Source organism: Rubinisphaera italica (genome assembly GCF_007859715.1).
Classification (GTDB): domain Bacteria; phylum Planctomycetota; class Planctomycetia; order Planctomycetales; family Planctomycetaceae; genus Rubinisphaera; species Rubinisphaera italica.
The window spans coordinates 3809009-3831522 of record NZ_SJPG01000001.1 but is presented as its reverse complement, the minus strand read 5'-3'; the positions used below and the strand labels follow the sequence as shown (position 1 = coordinate 3831522).

Annotated in this window: 19 protein-coding genes; 13 read left to right on the top strand and 6 right to left on the bottom strand. The window is 48.1% G+C overall.

Going from position 1 to position 22514, the window contains the following annotated elements:
• The first annotated feature begins 94 nt into the window (after nt 1–94).
• The 6 genes from Pan54_RS14290 to Pan54_RS14265 all read left to right on the top strand — a co-directional run bounded on the left by Pan54_RS14290 (nt 95) and on the right by Pan54_RS14265 (nt 6892).
• Complete coding sequence (locus Pan54_RS14290) at nt 95–1417, top strand: coproporphyrinogen-III oxidase family protein (protein WP_146504124.1); 1323 nt, start codon at nt 95–97, stop codon at nt 1415–1417.
• Between the two features lie 341 nt (nt 1418–1758).
• The gene (locus Pan54_RS14285; protein ID WP_146504123.1) at nt 1759–2295 is read left to right on the top strand and encodes a hypothetical protein; all 537 of its coding nucleotides are present in this window, start codon (nt 1759–1761) and stop codon (nt 2293–2295) included.
• 276 nt (nt 2296–2571) lie between these two features.
• Nucleotides 2572–3960 (top strand): HD-GYP domain-containing protein, encoded by a 1389-nt coding sequence (locus Pan54_RS14280; RefSeq protein ID WP_146504122.1) that lies wholly within the window; start codon nt 2572–2574, stop codon nt 3958–3960.
• Nucleotides 3961–4149: 189 nt separating this feature from the next.
• A complete protein-coding gene (locus Pan54_RS14275) occupies nt 4150–4881 on the top strand; it encodes a phosphatase PAP2 family protein (protein WP_146504121.1) in 732 nt (243 codons plus the stop codon).
• 54 nt (nt 4882–4935) lie between these two features.
• The gene (locus Pan54_RS14270; RefSeq protein WP_146504120.1) at nt 4936–5940 is read left to right on the top strand and encodes a glycosyltransferase family 2 protein; all 1005 of its coding nucleotides are present in this window, start codon (nt 4936–4938) and stop codon (nt 5938–5940) included.
• Nucleotides 5941–6019: 79 nt separating this feature from the next.
• The gene (locus Pan54_RS14265) at nt 6020–6892 is read left to right on the top strand and encodes a hypothetical protein (protein WP_146504119.1); all 873 of its coding nucleotides are present in this window, start codon (nt 6020–6022) and stop codon (nt 6890–6892) included.
• Nucleotides 6893–6907: 15 nt separating this feature from the next.
• On the opposite strand, the gene Pan54_RS14260 is transcribed toward Pan54_RS14265, so the two are convergent.
• The 4 genes from Pan54_RS14260 to murD form a co-directional block, all read right to left on the bottom strand.
• Entirely contained in the window at nt 6908–8392 is a 1485-nt protein-coding gene (locus Pan54_RS14260; RefSeq protein ID WP_146504118.1) for a rhamnulokinase, read from the bottom strand.
• Between the two features lie 241 nt (nt 8393–8633).
• The gene (locus Pan54_RS14255) at nt 8634–9506 is read right to left on the bottom strand and encodes a uracil-DNA glycosylase (protein WP_146504117.1); all 873 of its coding nucleotides are present in this window, start codon (nt 9504–9506) and stop codon (nt 8634–8636) included.
• A 17-nt stretch (nt 9507–9523) separates the two neighbouring features.
• On the bottom strand, nt 9524–10060 hold the full coding sequence (locus tag Pan54_RS14250) for a hypothetical protein (protein WP_146504116.1): 537 nt from the start codon (nt 10058–10060) through the stop codon (nt 9524–9526).
• Nucleotides 10061–10110: 50 nt separating this feature from the next.
• Nucleotides 10111–11433, bottom strand: a complete 1323-nt coding sequence (gene murD, locus Pan54_RS14245; protein WP_146504115.1) for a UDP-N-acetylmuramoyl-L-alanine--D-glutamate ligase — start codon at nt 11431–11433, stop codon at nt 10111–10113.
• 594 nt (nt 11434–12027) lie between these two features.
• Between murD and Pan54_RS14240 the strand changes: the two genes are divergently transcribed.
• The 7 genes from Pan54_RS14240 to Pan54_RS14210 all read left to right on the top strand — a co-directional run bounded on the left by Pan54_RS14240 (nt 12028) and on the right by Pan54_RS14210 (nt 16691).
• Nucleotides 12028–12483, top strand: a complete 456-nt coding sequence (locus tag Pan54_RS14240) for a hypothetical protein (protein ID WP_146504114.1) — start codon at nt 12028–12030, stop codon at nt 12481–12483.
• Nucleotides 12484–12486: 3 nt separating this feature from the next.
• Nucleotides 12487–12810 carry a hypothetical protein gene (locus Pan54_RS14235; RefSeq protein ID WP_146504113.1) on the top strand — a complete coding sequence of 108 codons (324 nt, stop codon included), beginning with the start codon at nt 12487–12489 and terminating at the stop codon, nt 12808–12810.
• The gene (locus Pan54_RS14230; protein WP_146504112.1) at nt 12800–13036 is read left to right on the top strand and encodes a type II toxin-antitoxin system HicA family toxin; all 237 of its coding nucleotides are present in this window, start codon (nt 12800–12802) and stop codon (nt 13034–13036) included. Before Pan54_RS14235 ends, Pan54_RS14230 begins: the two co-directional genes overlap by 11 nt.
• A gap of 267 nt (nt 13037–13303) precedes the next feature.
• The gene (locus tag Pan54_RS14225; protein ID WP_146504111.1) at nt 13304–14494 is read left to right on the top strand and encodes a class I SAM-dependent rRNA methyltransferase; all 1191 of its coding nucleotides are present in this window, start codon (nt 13304–13306) and stop codon (nt 14492–14494) included.
• Nucleotides 14495–14713: 219 nt separating this feature from the next.
• Nucleotides 14714–15628 carry a DUF1559 domain-containing protein gene (locus Pan54_RS14220; RefSeq protein WP_146504110.1) on the top strand — a complete coding sequence of 305 codons (915 nt, stop codon included), beginning with the start codon at nt 14714–14716 and terminating at the stop codon, nt 15626–15628.
• Nucleotides 15629–15876: 248 nt separating this feature from the next.
• On the top strand, nt 15877–16197 hold the full coding sequence (locus tag Pan54_RS14215; protein WP_146504109.1) for an Ig-like domain-containing protein: 321 nt from the start codon (nt 15877–15879) through the stop codon (nt 16195–16197).
• 152 nt (nt 16198–16349) lie between these two features.
• Nucleotides 16350–16691, top strand: coding sequence for a hypothetical protein (locus Pan54_RS14210; protein WP_207310145.1), 342 nt, complete (start codon nt 16350–16352; stop codon nt 16689–16691).
• Nucleotides 16692–16751: 60 nt separating this feature from the next.
• Here the strand turns inward: Pan54_RS14210 and Pan54_RS14205 are convergent, their stop codons facing one another.
• Both Pan54_RS14205 and Pan54_RS14200 read right to left on the bottom strand, forming a co-directional pair.
• Nucleotides 16752–17384: a hypothetical protein gene (locus Pan54_RS14205; protein ID WP_146504107.1), complete on the bottom strand. Its 633-nt coding sequence runs from the start codon at nt 17382–17384 to the stop codon at nt 16752–16754.
• Nucleotides 17385–17778: 394 nt separating this feature from the next.
• Nucleotides 17779–22146, bottom strand: coding sequence for a type II secretion system protein GspD (locus Pan54_RS14200; RefSeq protein ID WP_207310144.1), 4368 nt, complete (start codon nt 22144–22146; stop codon nt 17779–17781).
• Nucleotides 22147–22514: the final 368 nt, after the last annotated feature.

Below are 22514 nucleotides of genomic sequence, written 5' to 3'. Positions count from 1 at the left end.
TCACGACAACAAGGTCAGTCACGACAACAAAGTGCATTAAAGTTATTGGATTCCCAAAACAAAGCCCAGACAGGGCACGAAAGAGTAATTGAACATGGCTACGGAACTTCCACTGACGGAAAAGAAACAGACAGAAGTCGGCAGCTACTTCATCAGTAACTACCCGGCTTATTCAGTCTGGAACAAGCAGGATATCCCCAGCGCGAAAGAAGCTTTGAACAGCGAGCCGGATGTTTCTGTTCCATTTGGAATTTATACTCACATTCCCTTCTGCCGCAAACGCTGCAAGTTTTGTTATTTCCGGGTCTATATTCAGCAGAATGCTAAGACAATTCAGCGTTATGTACAGGCGGTCGATGATGAACTGAGCATGCTTGCAAAGCTTCCCGCTGTGAAAGGACGCCGTGTTGAATTTGCTTACTTTGGTGGAGGCACACCTTCGTATCTCAGCTCGAAACAACTACTGCAGCTACGGGATCGTCTCAGTCAATCGGTCTCCTGGGAGACGGCTCAGGAAGTAACGTTTGAATGTGAACCGGGCACGCTTAATCTTGAGAAAGTCAAAACACTCAAAGAAATCGGGATCACACGAGTTTCTCTCGGCGTGGAAAGCTTCAACGATGAAATCCTGGAAACAAACGGTCGGGCGCATTTAACCGATTCGATCGAAAAGGCTTACGGCTGGATTCAGGATGTCGGTTTTCCGCAGGTGAATATCGATCTGATTGCCGGAATGATTGGCGAGACCGATGAGAACTGGCATCGCAATCTCGACAAGGCTCTCGAAATGGGAGCCGATAACATTACGATTTATCAGATGGAACTTCCTTTTAATACGATCATTTCACAGGAAATGAAGGAGACCGGAAAAACATCACCTGTTGCGGATTGGCCAACAAAACGACGCTGGGTCAGTGAAGCAATCGACCGCCTGCAGGCAGCCGGCTATCACGTTGCATCTGGTCAGGAATTTGTGAAAGATCCGGAAAAAGATCGCTTCCTGTATCGCGATCACTTGTTCCGCGGTCACGATATTTTGCCACTTGGTGTTTCTTCGTTCGGACATATCCAGGGCGTCCATTATCAGAATAACGATCAACTCGAAGAGTACATCAGCATTGTGGAATCTGGCGAACTGCCGATTAACCGGGCGTATGTGCCGACGCCTCAACAGCAGTTGATCCGAGAGTTTATTCTAAGGCTCAAAGAAGGTGTCGTCGAAACGGATTCGCTGGATGAAAAATATGGCGTCAAAACAATCGACGAGTTTGCAGAAGCCTTGAAAAATCAGGAAGAAGCCGGCTATCTGGAAGTTCATGGCACAAAGGTCCAGGTCACTCGAAAAGGTTTGCTGCAGATTGACAGTTTGCTACCTGAGTACTTCGAAGAAGAATATCGACGGATTCGATATACCTAAAACAGACTCTTGAATCGCTATAATCGGCAGGTTCGTTACAACAGAATTACCTGTTTCGAACCTGATCGATGAGTCCATCATCGCGATTTTTTCAGTGATCTCATCGGGTCGAGTTGATACATTCAATCTCCGAATAGTCCCGTCTCCCACTGGGAGAGGGTTAGGGGAATCGAGGTGAACTTAACATGAACATCGAAGGAATCCCCTCATCCAGCCTTCGGCCTTCTCCCTAAGGAGAAAGGAAGATGACCGCTGCCCAAGGAGAAGGAACGTCTTGGGCTGTTAATTTCTGTAACGAAATATTCCCACATTCCTGAACCCTATTTGCTCAAAAAATCGCCGTGAATGCACTCAAGGAATTACAATCTCTGCTCGAATTATTTCCGGACAATCCTCCGCTGCTCGAATCTGCAGAGCATGTCGCCGGATCGACCACTCCCGAACCGTATAAAAGTATGCTCGTGCACGATCATCATATGACGGTGACGATGGAAAACTATCACAAATCGACCGTCGAGGTACAGGTGCTCGATCGTAATCCCGATGAATTCAATTACGGACGAAAAATCCTGCTGCTCAAAGAAGGAACTGATGAAGTCGTTCAGTTCGGCATTGTTCGCTTCAACTTCGAATACGTCACTGATGACGTGAAGCAGGAAATTATCGATGAGAATATTCCCCTCGGCCGCGTTTTGATCACTCATAATGTGCTGCGTCACATCGACCTGGGAGCAATTCTTAAAGTCAAATGCGGCCCAACTCTGGCAAAACACTTCAATTGTGAAGTGGGCACAGAGACTTACGGTCGACTCGCCACCATCTTCTGCAACAATCGCCCAGCGGTCGATCTCCTCGAAATTTCCTCGCCGCTTTCGTGAAAGAGAATAACGAAGTATATGATACTTTAGAGTTCATTCCTTCTCTTTGCATAACACCACGGCCATCACTTCGTTCTGGGATGTGCCACCTGCTCAGCATTCAAAATGGTTCTGTATCGATTATTACGGTTAAGCCGACCTGAAGAATGCCAGTCTCTGCGGATCACTTCTGCATGATGCCTTTTTTCAACATAGAGTTTACTGAGTGAATGCGCCACTAATGGCGTTACATTCAGGTTTCCGTATTGAAAATGTGTGCCGCCGAAGGAGTCGGTTATGTTAGCCGAGGATATCTCAGGATCAACGAACTCAGCCCCATCTGTTACGCAAATGCGGACAGCATCTGTTGATGTCGATTCGCTGATTGTCGGGCGGGCCATCAAATCGCCTTTGCACGACCAGCATGGAGTGTTGCTGCTTTCAGAAGGCGCGATTATCACTGAAGTTTTCAAGCAGAAACTTCGGGATCGGGATATCAAAACGATTGAGGTGCATACCGAAGATGCCAATATCATTTCGACAACGCATGTCGTTCAGAACCTGACACGTGCCCAAGGGCATTCCTCGCACCATGAGGGCATTGATTCACAACTACAAAAAACAATCGATGATGGATTGCAGTTTGTGACCAATGAAGGGCCGGCTTCGAGAGATTCTGTTCGGTGGCACGGCAAGGTTGGTTATGAGCAATCGACTCGAGAGGTGATCGACACGAAAGGGAAGGAGCAATGCGAGGTGCTTGACCAGTTGATGCATTCTTCGCTATCAGCCGAAAGTATTGATGGTTTTCAATTGAGTCGGACTGTCTCAGCTTCCTTATCAAGTCTGCGAGACGATTTTGATTGTGTCAATGCGTCTGCTCTTCATTTATCAGAAGATGCCAGTCTGGCTCGTCATTGCTATCGAATGTCGGTCCTGAGCATGAGTATCGGTATTGAAATGGGGCTTAACGAAGAAAATGTCTGCCGAATTGGTGTGGCTGGTTTACTCCACGACTGGGGAATGTTGAAAGTTCCGGAACATATTCGCAATCCTCAACGGCCGCTGACCTATTCCGAGAAATTGGAATGTCAAAAACACGTAATGTATTCGGTCGATTTGCTTCAGAAAGTTCAGGGGTTGCCAACTTTGGTCGCGCTGGTCTCTTATCAGGTCCATGAGCAAATGAATGGAACCGGTTATCCGCGTGGTCGCCGAGGTTCCAATATTCATCTCTTTGCCCGGATTTTAAATCTGGCCCACCACTATGTGGAAATGACAACCAAACTTCCCTACCAGGATGCAATTGCTCCTTACGATGCAATGCTCAAGCTGTTCGCAGGAGCCAAACAGGGATTGTTTGATCCGTCAGTGCTCCGGGCGATGTTACGAGCTCAGTCTCTGTTTCCTGTCGGAAGTCTGGTGATGTTGTCGACCGGTCGCATGGCACGTGTCTTGCGAGCCAATGGCGATCACTACACCGAACCTGTTGTGCAAGTCATTCAGGACGAACAAGGTCAGACACTGCTGCCGGATTCAGAGAAAAGCGTGATTATTAACATGTCTGAAGATAACTGTTATGTCACACGCGCCTTACCGATTTTGCATGGACCAGAACCAATTCCGGCACCACACTTCCTCAAAAACCCAAACTCATTGAAAAAATTACAAAAGCAGGAAGCTTGAGTTTGGTTCCTGTGAGAAAGTTGCAGGAAACGGTCAGAGATGAAATCATCTTGCCTCATTCACGGGGGATATGTTAAATAGCCGGGTGGTTGTGAACTGATCGCAGCCAGGTAACGTCTTGATGCATTCCAGGAGGGAATGACAATGGGCAGAGATCAGTCAGTGTAAACGTTTACCAGGGATGGTTCGTTGTCCAAAATACTCCATATTTCCAATAAGGATGCTGGCGAAAATCACGTCAGTAATGGAAGTGTCTGGACATATTTCACCTGGTGTTTACCGGTGGGCCTGCTGGCCTGTGCCTGGTTGAGCCTCTCTTATGATATTCCTGTGTCCCGCTTTTTTCAAAGTGGTCAGATTCCCGGTTTCCTGCGTGAAATTGTGGAAAATACGGAACCGTTCGGGCACGGAATCGGCGTTGTGATTTTAATGATGACATGCGCCATTGTGCATCGCGAGCGATCTGGAAGCTATGTTTATGCTGGTGCAATCGCATTGGGAGCCGGCCTGTGTACGAACGTACTTAAGTTTGGCATCGGTCGCTCGCGCCCGCGTGATCTCGATCTGGCAAACTTGAATCTGTCAGAAACATTTTCCGGTTGGTTTCCCTACTTGAACGGTGTTACGACCAGTCAAAGTTTTCCTTCGGGGCATACCACCGTTGCCTGGGCATTAGCGGCTGTTTTTTGCCATTTGCATCCCCATGCTCGGATGTATTTCATTGGGCTGGCGATGTTTGTCGGCTACGGACGCGTTCAGTGCAGTGCTCATTTCCCAAGTGATGTTCTTGTGGGGGCAGCGCTGGGTTGGACTGTCGCATCAGTTGCCGTACGGAGACTTCCCGTCGCATTTGAAAATCATAACCAAAAAAAGACTTCAAATATTACAACTCAAAATTCTCCTCAGGCACAAGCGGCCTGATCATAATTTCAACTTGCCAACACGCCCTTCTTATCTCGGGAAGCGATCTATATCATGTCTGCAAATCAATCCTCGCTGCTTAGCATTTCAGTTGTTGTTCCGATTCACAATGAAGAAGAAAACATTCCGATTCTTCATCAGCAGTTGCACGGCGAACTGTGTGAGACCGGTCGCGAATACGAACTCATCTTTGTCGATGATGGTTCGACCGATTCGAGTCTACAGAAGTTGAGCGAGTTGTCGCAGAAAGATGAGCACGTTGTTGTGGTTCAGTTTCGTCGAAATTATGGACAAACTCCTGCGATGCAGGCCGGGATTGATTACGCGTCCAATGATGTCGTGATCACAATGGATGGCGATTTGCAGAACGATCCAACTGATATCCCCATGATGATTGAGAAAATCGAAGAGGGATACGACCTTGTGCATGGCTGGCGAAAAAATCGGCAGGATGCGTTTATTAATCGAAAATTGCCATCCAAAATCGCCAATCACATTATCTCAAAAACAACCGGTTTTCCGATTCACGACCTCGGCTGCACACTCAAAGCGATTCGTCGCGAGATTGCACAGGAACTCGAGCTCTATGGTGAAATGCACCGCTTCATTCCGATTCTGGCTCATCGTCGCGGAGCCAAGTGTGTTGAAGTCGTGACCAAACATCACGCTCGTCGTTTCGGACAAACCAAATACGGCATCGGCCGAACGACTCGCGTTGTGCTCGATTTGATTACCGTCAACTTTCTGCTCAAATATTTCGATAGTCCGATGAAACTGTTCGGGAAAGCCGGGATGTGGTGCTTTGGAATTGCCGTACTTTCTGGATTGGCGACCGTCGGTATGAAAGTCTTCGGCAATGTCGATATGACTGGCAATCCTCTGCTGCTACAGACAGTGCTTTCCATTATGGTCAGCCTGCAGTTCCTGAGCCTGGGAATTATCGGCGAAATCTGCACGCGATTGTATTACAGCAATTCGCAGAATCGACATTATTCCGTTCGTCAGGTCCTCCGTCAGCACAACAACGGACCGGCTACTTTGCCGGCTCGTGCTGCTTAAGCATTCACAATGATCAGTCGATGCAGGTCAAAAAAATATCAGGCCTGCATCGATTTCAAAGTAGAATGAATTGCGAGAAATGATGAAGCGATGTCAGAAACATTTCAAATGCTTTTTGATGCTCATCAGCTTGTCCAGTTTCTTGAATCCTCAACGTGCATTCGGTTTTGGAAAACTCTTCTCGGTCAGAGTTGCGGTTGATGAGTCGGATGGTGATCATCAAAAAAAAGAAAAACCGCATTCTCATCATCACCATCATGGTTGCGAATGCTCTGAGTGCTGTGACGATGATGACGATGGCTTCTTCTCCCAATTATTTACCGCAGGGATCACTTCCCCGTGGTGGGGACCACCAATTGCTTTGGCAGATAACTCTGCAGAGTCCGGCAAATTTCTCTCTACTCCCTACGAGAATAGCCATCATGGCCTGATGGATATTGAGCCTTTCGGGCAACTCGATTCTCAGGATGTACAGTTCCGATTTCTTGCCGACTACGGCTCGGATTTTTCAGGCTTAACGCGAATTGGCGGTCAGTTCGAAGTCGATACCGCCTCCCGCCTCGGCTTTGAAACTTCCTGGAATCAGTTTCAGGAAGACCTGGGCACCACGACCGATGAACTGTGGCTCGGAGATGCGAACATTACATGGCGATTCGCTCAAAATGAAGCGATGCAATTTCATACCGGCGTCGGACTGAACTGGTTGAATGCTGCCACAAACACCGATACCGGTTTTAACTTCACTTACGGTTTCGACCTCTTCCCGATCAAACCCTGGGTCTTTCGAGGCACGATGGATTTGGGCCGCATTGGCGATACAAGTCGAGTCCACTTCCGTGGAGATGTCGGTCTCGTCTGGAAGCATTTTGAAATCTTCACCGGCTATAATCTTGAACGAATCAGTAATGTGAATCTGCAGGGTGTCTCTGCTGGCATTCAGTTTCGGTTTTGAATAACTATGTAACAGCTATTTCAACAGCTGGCAAAATCGTTCGTAAGCGGTTTGCCATTCTGAGGAGTTCTGTGGTTCAAAACGTCGGGATTCTGTTGATTGGCGGACAATCTTTCGAATCTCACTGAGCGATTCAACTTCGCCAGCCGTGCGGGCCTGAATGAGCAGGTTCCCCATGACGGTTGCTTCGACAGGGCCAGTAATTACGGGGACTCCACAGGCGTTAGCAGTGAATTGATTGAGCAGATCGCTATTGGAACCCCCGCCGACAATGTGAATCACTTCGACCGTTTCGCCAGTCAGTTCCTGAATTCCTTCCAGAACATTGCGATACTTCAGTGCGAGACTTTCCAGAGCACAGCGGACGAGTTGTCCGGGAGTTTCGGGAACGGGTTGTGAATGATCTTTACACCACTGTTGCAATGCGACGGTCATATCATCGGGATGTAGAAACGGATGATCGTTCGGGTCAACCAGCGATCGGAACGGTTCGGCTTCCTCGGCCAGCATCGTCAGTTCGGCGTAGTCGTAAACTCGGCCTTGTTTTTCATAGGCACGTTTACAACCCTGAACGAGCCACAGACCCATCACATTTTTGAGGAGCCGATAGGTTCCGTCGACACCCCCTTCATTGGTGACGTTCATCTTCAGAGCCGCATCGGTCAGAATGGCATCCTGTACTTCAACACCAATCAGCGACCAGGTTCCCGAACTGATATAAGCCCAGTTCGCTTTGCCTGTATGTTCGGTCGGCACGGCAGCCACTGCGGCAGCGGTATCGTGAGTTGGCGGGGTAACAATCGGGATTTTTCCGAGCCCCGTCTCCTTCATGATGCAGTCTCTAAGAGTCCCGAGTTGAGTTCCCGGTGTGACCACTTCTGGGAAAATCTCAGTCGGCAATTCAAATTTATTCAACATGTCGTAGGCCCAGTTGTTTTCCGTCGGGTGAAAACATTGGGAGGTTGTCGCATTTGTAAATTCAACGACTCGGCTACCACATAAGAGCCAGTGAAAGTAATCGGGAATCATCAGGAATTTGTCGACGATCGCGAGCACATCCGGATGTTCTTTCTGCATCGCGAGAAGCTGATACAGCGAGTTGATTTCCATGAACTGCAAGCCAGACTGAGCAAATATCTCGGCTTTGGGAACGCGAGAAAAGGCAACATTCATCATGCCTTCGTTGCGAGTATCGCGATAATTATAGGGGATACCCAGGACTTCGTTTGTTTTGGAGAGCAGGACATAATCGACTCCCCAGGTATCGACACCGACCGAGACAATCGAATCGCCATAACGCTCAGCTGCTTTAGTCAGGCCGATCAGAATTTCTTTCCACAAGCCGACGAGGTTCCAGCGTAATGTTCCGGCTATGTTTGTCGGGCCATTGGCAAAGCGATGCAGTTCATCCAACTGCAATCGCGTTCCATCAAATCGGCCAGCCATCACGCGACCACTCTCGGCTCCCAGGTCGATTCCCAGATAAACTCGTTCACTCATCGTCAGTTATTTCTATTGCGGTTAAAAATGCGTTCATCAATTGATCAACATACATTATCGAATCAGGAAAGGCGAGCCGAGCCAGTCATGACTCGGGTGGAAGTGGTATCCTTTCCTTCTCCTTGGGGAGAAGGTGGCCGAAGGCCGGATGAGGGGATCACTTCGACGTTCAATAAGTTTCCAACTCCAATGCCCTCACCCTAACCCTATCCCAGGGGGAGAGGGGACTCGTCTTAACAAATTATTTCTTATCCGGATCGATTCCCAGTTCCGCCAGCAGAATTTTTAAGTCTTCCCAGACGAGTTTCTTCGCAGGAGGATTTCGCAGTAGATAGGACGGATGATACGTGCAGAGCACGCGGGCACGTCCTCGTTCAAACAACTCCCCTCGCATACGACCGATCGGCGTTTTTGTATTCAGGACATTCTGAGCGGCGATTGTTCCCCAGCAGACGATGTAATCGGGATCGACCGTCTCAATTTGAGCCTGCAGAAATTCACTGCAGTTGTCGGCTTCAATGGGAGAAGGATTCCGATTTCCGGGTGGACGGCAACGAAGAATATTGCAGATGTAAAGTTCTTCACGTGTCCAGCCGCAGGCTTCAATGATTTTATCGAGGAGTTTTCCGGCCCGACCGACAAACGGTTCGCCCTGTTTATCCTCATCGGCTCCCGGAGCTTCTCCGATGAACATGACCGTCGCTTCAGGATCACCCACTCCAAACACGGTTTGCGTGCGCGTCTCTGCCAGTTCTTTGCATTTGGTACACTTGGAGACCCGGCCAGCAATCTCGGTCAGACAGCTGACTCGTTCTTCGCGATTCATCGTTTGTGGTAAACTCGGTTTTGTCACAATGGTTTCCTGTGGTGCTGACGTTTTCGTGATTTGTTCTGAGGGACTTGGTTTTGAGGGTGGGCTTTGTAAGTGTGTCGGTGCGGATGTTGAAGGAGCATCCCGTCTTGTCGGTGCAGGAGTCGATGGAGCTGCATGCCGATCTGTTGTAACCGGAGCCGCTTCCAGTAATCCTTGTACCTCTGAGGCCTGCGCAAGTTCACTCACGCCGGCGCGGTGCCAGGATTCCAGAGTCTGAATGAGAAGTCGATCGAGTTGCATGGAAGATGAGTTATTACTTAGTTGAAAGAGAGATCCTGAAGATAATTGTCGATCCCCGGCGGATCCTCCTGTTGCAATTGACTCAATATCTCCTGACGTTTTCGGCGGTATTGACTGTGGGAGTATTGATACTGCTCCATCTTCTTTTTGGCTTTGGCGGTCTGAGTGATGATCATGATAATCATGAATCCGCCAAACAGGGCAAATGGAGGAAAGAAAAACAGAGTCATTAAAGTCCAGAATCCTGCGAACACAATCCCGAAACCGGACGCGACTAACATGGTTGTATCGGGAATCGACATCTCTCCATTTTTGCCTTTGATCATAAACGACTCCCGCTTCATCATCCATTCCCGGTCGAGTCGTTCCAGTTCGTTTTGAAGACGGATTGTGTCCAGATTGCTGGAATCATTTTCTGAAGATTTCAATGACTGTGGCTGAGGTTGATCCAGATGCAAAAGAGAATTGCAGTAGCCACACTTGGCTGATGTCGCCTTGGCAGGGACTTCCAGCGGGGCACTGCATTGTTCACAGGTGATGGCCCTGAGTTTCATATTGATAATGTTGCTTTAGAAATTTCGTTTTGAGTCTTTAACAGACTATGTTAATCGGTTTGGTCTTCAGTTTCACGTACCAGCTTGACGAGATGTTCTCCCCGGGCTTCATAGTTCAGAAATTCATTAAAACTGGGATAGCCGGGGGACATGAGAATCGTGTGATCCCTCTGAGAATTCTCCCAGCACCATCGCCAGGCAGAGTTGAGATTGTCCTCCACTGTTTGAGGTGTTTCCGTGTTTTGTTGTGCAAATATCCCGGCTAATCGATTTCCTGCAGGTCCCACCCAGGTAATTCCACGTATCATTTGATGCTTTGTCAAACGATCAAGGAGCAATGAAGGATCATCCAAAGAGTCTGCACCGCCAATAATTATCCAGGTTGGTGAACAGAGAGTATCGATGGCTGCCAGAGTTGCGATGGGAGAAGTCGATTTTGAATCATTGATGATGGTGCGATGCAGCGAGTTCGGGATCTTTTCAAGCCGGTGAGGTAATCCCGAATAATGATGCAGAGCCTCGAAAATGACTGACTTTTCGATTCCCAACCATCGAGCAACTCTCATCGTGGCAGCCGCGTTATTTTGATCGTGAGCAGGCCAATCGGGAAATTCTCCGTTTAAGTCTTCTACCCGATAATAAACCCGCTCTGCTTTTCCTGGCCATGATTCACTCCGTTGAGATTCGGGAAACACGCTCAGTTGTGTGGAGTTCTGCCCCTGAAACATCACCGCTTTCGCCTCCCGATACGCCTCAGCTGAGCCATGCCATTCGAGATGATGCGGGATCAAATTTGTGAGCACGGCTGCAGTGAAATCGGGTTGAACTTGTCTGAGGTAATCAAGTTGAAAGCTGCTCAATTCCAGAACGACAAAATCCTCAGGCTGTATTTGTTCCACAATCGGAAGCAGACTCTTCCCGATATTGCCTCCCAGATGAGCTTTGTTTCCAGTTACTTGCAGGATTTTCGCAAGCATGGCTGCTGTGGTCGATTTCCCAACCGTACCTGAAATCGCAAGAACTCGTCCTTTACAGGCATTCAGGAACAAACCGATTTCCGTAAAAACAGGCAGTCCCACTCGTCTCGCAGCGATGATACAAGAATGTTGCGGACGGATAGCCGGTGAAGCGAGGAGGGCATCACAGTTTTTCAAAGAGTCTACCGTCTGCGGACCAAACTGAAATTCAATATCTGAATATTGAGAGAGTCGTTCGATGGAGTCAGACAGCGTTTCCGGATGAGCAGTATCTGTAATTCGTATCTGAGCACCGTGCTGTAGCAGATGTTCAATGGCGGCCACTTGTCCTCCGAAACGCCCCAGCCCCAAGGCACAGATGCGTTTTCCAGCGAATGATCTACGATCTGGTTGCAAAACTGTTTAATTCCTGAATGTCAATAAACTTGGGCGGCACATCTTAGAACTTACTGAGGGGCGTGGTCTTAACGTAGTCTCAGTTTAGTGTCGTTCACCTGGGATGGGAAGAATTAGTTTCGTGAGACATTCGCGCACCAGAAAGCGGTTGAGTGGGTGCAAGCAATGAGCCGAAAAGCGGTTACGGCAGCTGGGAACGGGATTCCGAATCCTCTGAGCCTGGAAAAATTTTATGCCCTGCGATGCTTTGAAAGTATGTTCAATCAGAGTTTTGAGCGAAACTTGCATAGCCAGGAGGGTTCTCTCATTTGAAGAGAACCACTCATTAAAAATCCTTGCAATCAATTTATTTAAGCGTGAAACTGCTTGTTGTCTTAAGTGTCTAAGTGCGATTGACACATATTGCGGTTAATTACTACTTAATGCCTACCTTTGTTGACGATAAGTGCTTTGAAAGCAATGGGTTCCGCATTCCGAGTTGGCATGGGATTTGCGGCATGAAATTTCTTCAGTTAATTGACAATGCTATGCAAAGTATGAAAAATGAATCATGTTGGTGAAAAATAAAATTTTGGCAGAACGGAACTCACCGCTGTGAAACCTGATGTACAAGCATTGTTGTTGGCTGAGAGAATTTGGCAAATAGGCAGTGAAGGGTACATTATTGCTGGAACCTTTACGTCAGTGAGGATTGTAAAGGATGTGGCTCATAAAGTTGTTGAGGACGATACTGGAAATACAACCAAATATGTAACAAGCGGTTCAGCAGGTGCTCCATGGGTTTACGTTAGCTTGACCAACGTTAACAGCGTTACCTCAATACAACTTCAATTTACATGCTTAAAAAAAAATCGAACTCTGTTCGGAATGCCTGTTGAGATCGAATGTAAAGATCGTTTGGCAACAGTGGAAATGGCTCTTCAGCTCCCTGACTTGCGCGATTATATAACTGGGGAAGAAGGCTACTATGCGATGGAGGTGATAAGTGAAGGAGAGATTATCGGTTCTTGTAGGATAAATACATATTACAAAGACAATACTGGGGAATAAATAATGACTGGATCAATATTAATTAATCGTGAACAGCGGCCAATCGAATTAACTGATTGGGAACCGGTCCATGCATTTCGCTGCCATGTTGCAATCGAAAAAGATGCGGATGATTTATTTTCAGTGATCGTATTAAATCTTTCAGGAGCAGGTAGTTCAGGGCCTAATGAAGAAGTAGCACTTGAAAGAACTAAGGAATCTGTTCTTGGGTTGCTTGAATACTATGATGAAAACGGCATAGATATTCCTTGGTTAATGCCTAAAGAGTACGAATCACAGATTCCCGACAACTGCAAGTTGAAATGGATCCTGGTTGATGGCGACTAAGATCCCGAGGATATCTGGAAAAAAAGCGATTAAAGCATTCCAGAAAGCTGGATTTGAAGTTGTTAGAACTAAGGGCAGTCATCACATTATGAATAAAGAAGACCACCCAAGTCCTCTCAATATACCAGTACACGGCAATGAAGACATGGGTATTGGATTGCTCAAAAAGCAAATCACACTTGCCGGTTTGTCTGTTGAGCAATTTATTGAATACCTAAATTCATAATTGCTCAAAAGTGTGCCACGTGAAAGGCACACGAAAAAACGTAGCCGAGTGAATCCCAGCGGAAAGTAATTACGCCAGATGACTGCAATCCCAAGCGGGAAAGTCATTTGGCGTTTATTTATTTACGGAATATTCAGACTGATGATCCTATGTTCCGCGGGTTTTCGATGTTATTCTACTTCAATTCACTATCATATCGCAGCTGGCAAGTCTTCAAAACCAGTCGGTTTGAGTCAGCTCTTATTGTATTACAAGAAATTACGTTCCATGTCGTCGGATCTTCCACGTATCATACTCAAACCACGCCGTTCTCAGCCGTTTTTCACTGGTCATCCTTGGGTCTTTGCCGGAGCCATTTCTCAGATTCCTGAGGGACTGAATGTTGGGGATGAAGTCGTCCTTTATTCCCATGAAAAAAAGGCCATCGCTCGCGGTCTTTACAATCCCGAGAGTCAAATTCGGGTCCGGCTGTACTCCTGGAATCTCGACCAGCCCCTCGATGACGATTTCTGGAGACAACGACTGATCGGCGCCATCGAACTGCGACGGCAGATGTTTCCTGTTGAAAACGACATCCGTGCCTGCCGATTGATTTTCAGTGAAGCCGACGGCATTTCCGGTTTGACGGTCGATCGTTTCGGCGACTGGCTCACCGTGCAGATTACAAGTCAGGCTTTGGCAACACGTTCCGAATTTCTCATCAATCAACTCGATGAGTTGCTCAGTCCGCTCGGCATCTGGCTGCGAACGGAAAAGGGGATGAAAGAAGCCGAGGGAATGACGATGCAGGATGGCCTGCTGCGGGGCGATCCGCCGCCCTCGCCGCTGTATATCGTCGAAAATGAACTCGATTACATCATCAATGTGCAGGAAGGTCAGAAGACAGGCTTCTATTACGATCAGCGCGATAACCGTCTGGCAGCCGCAAAATATTTGCAGGGCGATGTGCTCGATGTCTGCTGCTATTCGGGCGGGTTTACTCTCAATGCCCTTAAGCATGGACGAGCTAAGCATGTGACTGGAGTCGATTCCTCTGGTGGAGCGATTCAGTTAGCGCAAGACAATGCAAAGTTGAATCAGCTGGAAGATCGCTGCGAATTCGTTGATGCCGATGCTCTCAAATTCTTAACGACGACCGACCGTATGTTTGATGGCATCATTCTCGATCCCCCCAAATTTGCCCGCGGTCGCAAGGGAATTCAACGGGCGATGAAGGCTTACTTCAAATGGAATGTGGCCGCGATATCCCGCCTGAAACCGCAGGGAATCCTCGTCACCTGCAGCTGCTCCGGTATGGTTTCCTTTGAAGAATTCGGCGAAGTCATCCGCGATGCCGCCGCAGAAACCGGCCGCTTCGTCCGCATCCTCGAAACCCGCGGCCAGGCAGCCGATCATCCCGTGAGTGCCTTCTGCCCGGAGAGTTCGTATTTGAAATGTTTGATTTGCGCGGTTGAGTAAGAAATATGTTACTCGGATGGTCTTCTGAACTAAGAGGGTTAGTCCTTGCGACTTCGCTCAATTTAAGCTGAAATTGATTTCTTGCCAGATTAAATTTTTTCAAGAAATGAAAAAAAAGAGTCAATTTTCGGTTACTGATCGCATAAAGCATAGGTAAAGTGAACATATCATGATTATATAATGCGATTCTGTTTCGTTATTTAGTTTGGGGAGGTTTCAATGAGGTCGAAGAGAAGAGCATTCACACTAATTGAACTTCTGGTCGTGATCGCAATCATTGCCATACTGGTCGCACTGCTATTACCAGCTGTTCAACAGGCGAGGGAAGCTGCAAGGCGTTCGTCCTGCAAAAATAATTTGAAGCAGATTGGGTTGGCTTTTCATAATTATCACGATACACATTTCGTGTTTCCTATGGGGAATCGCTTTGTGGATCCACCGGGAGGGCATAGCCATCCTTATTCCAAGAGTGCTCCATCAGATGATCAATATAACTCCTGGGGATGGCCGTATTTTATTCTCCCGCAAATTGAATCCAGTGCACTGTACGATAGCTTTGACACCAGTCAGCCCCCTTACACACCGCACGATTACGATAGTGGATGGGGCCAGAATGGTCCTACTCCAAATACGACGAATCAAGTTCCCTGCCAGCAAATGCCATCAACTTTTGCCTGCCCGAGTGCAATCGCTGCAGGGGCTCCCAGAAGTTACAAAGATTACGCGATTAATGCGGGAACGCCTTTGTGTTGTCCAGAGCGGTCCAGTTCTGCGACCGCCTACAATGGGATGGGATTTATGAACAGCAGCCTCAAGTTTAAGGATGTTGTCGATGGAACTTCCAATACGATGCTCATTATGGAGCAGGTTCGATATACCAAAGATCCTAATGATCCCAATGCTCACAATCACTTTTTATTGGTAACCCATCAATCGGAAGGTTATGCCAGTACTGATCGACCGCCCAATCAGCTGAATAACAATTTCGGTCGAGTCTCTCGCAGCGAACATCCCGGAGGAATTCAGGTTTGTCTTGTTGATGGGAGTGTTCGCTTCATCAGTGATAATATCGATTTGACGACATTTCGTAGAATTTCAACAAGATCACTTCGGGAAACCGTTGGTGAATTTTGATTTGTCTTTGCGGATTTGATGTCTTGTCTACGAGATCTCCAGAGGCTAAGTCGCCAGTCTCTGGAGATCTCTTTTAATTAAGCCACTTAAAATTCAATTGATTCATCCTTCACTAGACTGTTCAGGAGTGCGTTACGTTGATAGCAAACATTTTTCGATCCCTTCACGTACTGTTGGTCTCATGCGTAGTCAGCAGCGGCTGTCTGGTGATTCTTGCCGGATGCGGTCAAGGCTCAGGAGCACCAACATTGCATCAAATGAATGGAACTTTAACAATCAATGGCAAACCGGCTCCCGATCTTAATGTCGTCATGCACGTTGAAGGGAATCGCCCCAGTTCTGGACTGACAGACGCGAACGGAAAATTTACGATGCATTACACGTCCACTCAAACTGGGGTTGTCGCAGGGGAAAACTATATCACACTCTCGCCAGCAAATGGAGATACAGAATTGTTTCCAGTCCCAGAAGAATTCAAGGAAGTTGTCGAAAGATATGGAGAAGTTACTAAAGCCTTCAAAATGGACATCGACAAAGATTACGATAATTTTGAACTGAATCTTCAGTAAATCGATTTTCAGAACCGCTCATATGCAATAGCTTTCAACGGCTCAGTGCTTTTCATATCACTTCCGATGCGCTATGCTTATGAAGAGTTCACTCGATTAAAAAAAGACTGGAGCCGATCATTTTTTCAGTTTATCTTGCAGAATTCGATCAATTGCAGACTTTGCGGGACCGCGTCGAGCTGGTGCTGAAGTCGCTGCCGGAAGAAGTCCAACTCGACTTTCTTGAGGATTCCCGCTTTCGCATCGCTCTCGAAAATTATGAGCCCGGTAAGGGCTGGTCCATTTTCATGGAAACCCCAGGTCCGGTGGGCTCGGGCAGTCGTTGTGTGGTGTTACGACCGAAGCTGGATGATTTATCCCACGAGTTTGCCTGTTATGTAATTGCCCATGAATTTGCCCATGCCTTTTTAAGAAATGGGGGCTGGGGTGAAATTACGGATGAAGAACAGGCGGCAGATTCTCTGGCGGCTCATTGGGGATATCCACGGCCGTAATTTGATAGAGGAATGTCATCAGCAGGCACATTTCGCTTGTGCCACATGATTATTGGGCTCTTATGGTCTCTCTTTAGGGAGTGAGCGGAAGTCTTGCCGATCGGGGCTGTTGATATCTTCAAAACACCATTGTTCATCGACCCATTCGAGCATCACAACGTAAGATTCCGATCTGGTTGCCCCAAATTCGACGGCTGCGGTATTGGATCCGCGATAACGAACGGTGAGTGGTTCGGTTGGTTTCCACTTGGAAATGGCTTCCCAACGCCAACCTGAGGTGATCGAATTGTAACGAGGGTGTTTCTGACCGAACTCGGCTAATGCAGCAAACATTTCCTGATTGCCGGGAGTGCTTAGGGCAGAAAGTGATTGGAACTCCTTCTTCTTGTAGGCTTTCAGGCAGGCGACTGCGATTTCTTTGGCATTCTGGCGATCAAGTTTTTCTGATGATCCTGACTTCTCTTTTGCAGGAGATTTCATATTTGGAGGAGCCGGAGGTGTGTCTTCCGGAGCGGCTTTGGGATTGAGTGGAATTGATTCAGGTGACTGTGTTTTTGGAGCAGGCTTCTCGGGTTTATTCTGCTGCTCTAGCTTATCTTTCAGTTTACTGCCGACTTTTTCCACCTGAGCATGAGCTGGGCCGACTAGAAATCCAGTCACGATCAATGAGAAAAACAGGAATCGAGCAAGCATGATGGTTATCCCGGAATGAGGTCCACTGATGAGGCGATGTATATGACATTCATTTTCAATAAGACTTCATTATCCACAGACAGGAATGAAATTCTACAGCAACTTTCTCTTATTGGCATTCGGTCGATTAAATACTGAAATGAGATCCTGTCGCTGGAACAGTCATTGATAACAGATGAACGTTTTTGAGATTCAGCGCATAAAAAAAGAAATCGCCGCAACGATGCCCATTCGTTACGACGATTCCCGACCCTGAAAGATGAACAGGAGTGTGAGGTCCTGTTCAGGTGAGCAATTTGCTCTGGTTCAGTTTTCATATTCTTTGTCGCTGGTTTCCTGCAAACAGGACGTTTGCAGGAAGTTGAGAGCGACGATTTCAAGCATTATGAATGCTTTAGTTCAGTTCGATTCCGAGGAGTTGTTCCTCTTCTTCCTGGATAATGATTCGTGGTGTCACCATCAGCATCAAGCTTTCGGTTTCACGACCCACACCCGAGTTCTTAAACAGTCGGCTGACATAAGGAATCTTGTTCAAGATCGGCACACCAGCCATGTTTCGTCCTTCTCGCAATCGTTTGACACCCCCGAGGAGGACAGTACCTCCATCTGGAACACTCACGACTGTTGAAACGAAGACCTGTTCCTGAATCGGCTGCTGCACGGTCATAGAACCGCCACCGATGTTACCTTGCTGACCCTGTTGGCCCTGCTGACCTTGCTGTTGGCCTCCGCCTTGGTTTCCAATTCCGCCTTGGCCGCCACCCTGGCCACCGAAGCCGCCGATGCCGCCGAAGCCGACGTTACCGCCTCCTCCGCCACCTTGGCCACCAAAGCCACCTTGTTGACCACCCTGGCCGCCAAATCCACCTTGCTGCTGGCCACCTTGCTGGCCACCACCGATTCCACCGCCACCCGAGAAGGTGAAGGTTTGGACGTCGGTAATGTTGGTGAAGGTTGGGAGCACAGAAAGTCGTACATAACGTCGGTCGGCTGAGATAACAGCTAGAACTTCCAGGTTGACCCCTTCGTTGATGAACTGAATCTGAGGTTGGAACCCAACATTGAACACACTGACCGATGGTGTCAGACTGATGACGAATGGTCGAGAGACCTGGTCGGCCACTGTGGCCCGTTGTCCGTTGAACAACGTCACTTTTGGTGCAAACAGGATGTTCGATCGCTCATCAGACTGAGCAGCCTGGATGAAGAAGAAGGCTTCAATATCGGACAGCACAGCGAATCCAACCTGGAGACCAACTTCAGGATTGAAGTTACCGAAGTCTGGTACACCGACCTGGAAAGAACCTTGTCGGAAGGGAATGTCGAGGTCCTGGCTGAAGGAGTCAGGAGAGTTCATTCCGACAATCGTTCCACCGGACTGGTAATTATCGCGGTTGACCAGGTTGAGCAGTGGACTTTGACTGAACAGACCACCGCCGGTCTGACCCTGCTGACCCTGCTGTCCCTGCTGATTCTGTTGGTTATTATTGTTATTATTGTTGTTGTTGTTATTATTTCCGCCACCACCGTTTTGTCCGCCGCCGGTCGTGTCAACTGTTCCGAATGGAGGCAGTGGAACACCGTTGGAGTCGGTTTCAGGTCCGCCGATGGTATCCTGAACATTGAAGTCGAAGTCGATTCCGATTCGTTCGAAGAATCGATCGGAAACGGTGATGAAGCGAACTTCAATCGTTACCTGCAAATCTTGCAGACGTCGCAACTGTTTGAGCAATTCCGCAATTTCATCGTGGACAGACTGTGTCTGACGAATAACCAGGGAGAGTGTTGAAGCGTTCTCACGAACAACTCCGTTACCACCGAGTTGATCCCACGATTCCGGACGAACAACACTTGTGATCAATTCTGAGAGTGCATCGAAATCAGCATCGTTCTGTCGTGGATCACGACCTTTCGTGCTGGTTAATCCATTTCCATTGACCGCACCAGCCATCGCCAGTGGATCGCTGATTTGCGACATTGAGTTGCCGAATGGTTGATTCGGGTAGCTCATGTTGGAACCACCAAGTGGAGTCGCTCCCATCACGCCGTTGTTCGGTGCGAACTGTCCAGTCAGTACTGGCAGAGGCACGACCAGGTCGGCGACGTTGTAAACGATTGGTTTCAATTCACCCTGCAATCGCAGGCTGCTTGTCACTTTCAGAACATCGTCATCAATGCTGTAGTCGAGACCATAAGGTTCGAGCAACAGATTGAAGGCTGATCGCAGTTTGATGCCATCGATATGCATCGTAACTGGAGTGTTACTGCTGGCTCCGACTTCTTCCAGACCTTGTTCGTCGGTCCAGATGTTGATGTCGGCCAGTTGAGCGATTTGACGGAAGACTTCTGAGAGGGGTTCGTTATCGAAGTGCAGCGAGATTGGCTGGCTGAGGCTGTCGATAATTTCCAGTTCTTCAGGAGATCGTTCACGGTTATCCGGTCCGCCAAACTGCTTTCGCAATTTGGACATCTGAGCCCACTCTTTGGCATCGGGATAAGCAATCGAATCTTTGGCAACAGGATTGATCGAAGACTGATCGACCTGATCCAGTTGAGTCCAGAAGTTTTCTTCTTTACGATCTCTGAGATCATCGTTGGAGGCGTTTCGTCGAGCGAATTTCGCTTTCCAGACCATCAGTTCGGTCACAGGTTCATCGGGAGAAAGTTCTTTGGCTTTCTTGGCGACGATTTCCGCTTCCGGATAACGTCGTTCCCGCATCAGCCGATTGAACTCTTCCGTCATATCGGCCAGATCCTGTTCGACACGAATCTGCAGTTTACGTTCCTGTTCAATTTGACCACGAACTTCGTCGTTACGTTTTTGCATCGAAATCAATGGTTCGCGTTGTTCACGATACTTTTCAATCGATCCGCGTGAGCTTCGCAATCGGGAAACCAGGGCATCAGCCTGTTGTGGTGGCAGGCTTGAAGCCGCCAGAGTTGTCATGGCCTGATCGATCAGATCCAATGCTTTCTGAGAATCGGTTTCGCGAAGTCGTTCGGCTTGATAAATCGCATTGAAAGATTCACTGCGAAGGCGATCGAATTCGATAGACTGCTGCTGACGAACCATATTGATTCGATCGGATGGCTCATTCAGGTCGGTATCGAGCACCTGACCATTGACCATCTTGATTTTCTCGTTATGAGACGTCGACAGGTCCCGCAACAGATCCTGCAATTGCTGTTTCTGTTGAGATGTCAAATCGCTTTGATTTTCAAAGGCAACCAGGAAGGCATCACGAGCAGCTGGACGGTCATTATTTCGCAGGTGACCAATCCCTTCGCGATAAGCTTCCTGACCATTCACGACACCGTTGACTTCAACAGGAGGTGCTGAGTTTTCAGCAATTTCGTATGGAGTGGGAGTTGCAGTCATTTTTGGAGTTGCTTCAACACCAGCAATTGGATTGACGTCCGTTTCCCAGACAGTTTCCGGGACCGGTGTCACTGGCGTTTGTGCCAGCATCTGTTGTTTTTCAACCGAGTCGATTTGCGCCATGATCAATTCAGGACGTTCATCGAAGATGTTGTAAGTCACATCGAACTGATTGGCCTGAGCCACTTTGGCACGAGCCTGTGCGAGATTCCCGCGGGCAAGATCAGCCTTGGCTTCATTCAACAGTTTGATTGCCGTTTCACGCTGACGGGTTGAAGTCAAGTCGGCAGTCACTGTTGGCACAGGTGCAACAACCGCTTCTGTTTTCGGTTGTGGCTGGCTGGCAATCATGCGTGAGTTTGAAGCCCGTTCAACCATTGCCAGAATCTGATCAGGCTTTTTGTCGAACAGGTCGTAGGCAACTGGCAACTGGCTGGCTTGTTTGGCCAGGTTACGAGCGTCATCGAATCGACCTTCATGAACAGCCTGTTCTGCGGCTGTCAACAGTTGTTGAGACTGCTGTTTTGCCTGACTGTTCGGTTTAGTCTGCCAGTTCTCTGGTGTGGCAGTTGGTGTCGTATTTGTAGTTGCAACAGGAGTTGCAGCCGAAGTTGTGTTCTCAGCGACTGGAACAGTTTTCGGTTCGGTAATGAACGGACTGTTCTCGAAGCCGGATGCCAACTGATGCTGAGCCGGAGAAGTTTTCAGGCGTGCGACATCAGCCAGAATATGTTCTGGACGTTCATCGAACGGACCGAAAGTTGCCTGCAAAGCGCGAGCTTCCTCGGCTTTCTGCATGGCTGCTTCGGCATTGCCAGCCTGTAAATACTCACGAGCTGTTTTGACCAGATACTGAGCGTACGCATCGCGATCTTTCGGCTCTTCTGAAGCAGGATTCTGTTCTGATACTAAATCAGGTGAAATCCCTTTCAGTTCAGCAATGAGATCACTTGGTTTCAGCTCGTTTTTGGTAAACGTGAGCTGAAAGCGTTTTGCCAGATCGTGAGCCGCAGTCGCTCGACGAAGAGCTTCGGCTTGATCGCCTTTTTCTTTCGATTCCAGCGCGAGTCGTAACTCGTTCTGGATTCGCTGGCGAATCACGGTTTGCTGAGCAATCGACTCCGATCCTTCAATAGGACGGAAGCCGTCGGTTGCTCCTGCGAAAGGATCAGCAGGCTGAGCCTTCGCGTTCGGATTTGTACCTGCGGCTGGTTGCTGCGCCCATGGGGGCAGTGCCGAAGATTGTTGATGGTCCTGGGCCTGGCTTAAGTTAAACAGCCACAATGTCGCTGATGCCAGTGCTCCACATGCCATAAGTCCAATGACCCTGGTCAATTTCCAATCCTCCTTCAGGCCGGTCGAATTCTCAGCATTCGATTTCATGATGATCTTCTTGCGAAGTGGGGTCGATGGGGTGAGTGCAGTTAGTGTGTCAAACGACTTGTCGCTGGATACGTTCATCCAACTGCATAACAAAATAGTTCTGTCTGCCCGTGAATTCCGGATGGAAAACACATCGAGACAAAGAGAAGTGATTTAATTCGATAGGAACTATCGAGTGATGTATCCGATCAATTTGCCTGACGTCAAGTCGCCTTGTCGGCAGAGCATTTTCGATCAATGTTTTGGTGTTTTTACAAAAGGCGTGTGGCCGAATGACCGTTCGAATTGAATTTCAATTCTTGTATGCTTGTGAGTGACAAACTTGATTCAGGATGATTCCAGAATGTCATCGCGATTTGATAGGAATA

What these genes read in the sequence shown, in the direction of transcription:
- Pan54_RS14260 (WP_146504118.1), bottom strand. Translation starts at nt 8,392, where the DNA reads ATGAGTGAACGAGTTTATCTGGGAATCGACCTGGGAGCCGAGAGTGGT.
- Pan54_RS14205 (WP_146504107.1), bottom strand. Translation starts at nt 17,384, where the DNA reads ATGCTTGCTCGATTCCTGTTTTTCTCATTGATCGTGACTGGATTTCTA.
- Pan54_RS14225 (WP_146504111.1), top strand. Translation starts at nt 13,304, where the DNA reads ATGTCGTCGGATCTTCCACGTATCATACTCAAACCACGCCGTTCTCAG.
- Pan54_RS14235 (WP_146504113.1), top strand. Translation starts at nt 12,487, where the DNA reads ATGACTGGATCAATATTAATTAATCGTGAACAGCGGCCAATCGAATTA.
- Pan54_RS14200 (WP_207310144.1), bottom strand. Translation starts at nt 22,146, where the DNA reads ATGAAATCGAATGCTGAGAATTCGACCGGCCTGAAGGAGGATTGGAAA.
- Pan54_RS14220 (WP_146504110.1), top strand. Translation starts at nt 14,714, where the DNA reads ATGAGGTCGAAGAGAAGAGCATTCACACTAATTGAACTTCTGGTCGTG.
- Pan54_RS14290 (WP_146504124.1), top strand. Translation starts at nt 95, where the DNA reads ATGGCTACGGAACTTCCACTGACGGAAAAGAAACAGACAGAAGTCGGC.
- Pan54_RS14230 (WP_146504112.1), top strand. Translation starts at nt 12,800, where the DNA reads ATGGCGACTAAGATCCCGAGGATATCTGGAAAAAAAGCGATTAAAGCA.
- Pan54_RS14270 (WP_146504120.1), top strand. Translation starts at nt 4,936, where the DNA reads ATGTCTGCAAATCAATCCTCGCTGCTTAGCATTTCAGTTGTTGTTCCG.
- Pan54_RS14250 (WP_146504116.1), bottom strand. Translation starts at nt 10,060, where the DNA reads ATGAAACTCAGGGCCATCACCTGTGAACAATGCAGTGCCCCGCTGGAA.
- Pan54_RS14280 (WP_146504122.1), top strand. Translation starts at nt 2,572, where the DNA reads ATGTTAGCCGAGGATATCTCAGGATCAACGAACTCAGCCCCATCTGTT.
- Pan54_RS14255 (WP_146504117.1), bottom strand. Translation starts at nt 9,506, where the DNA reads ATGCAACTCGATCGACTTCTCATTCAGACTCTGGAATCCTGGCACCGC.
- Pan54_RS14265 (WP_146504119.1), top strand. Translation starts at nt 6,020, where the DNA reads ATGATGAAGCGATGTCAGAAACATTTCAAATGCTTTTTGATGCTCATC.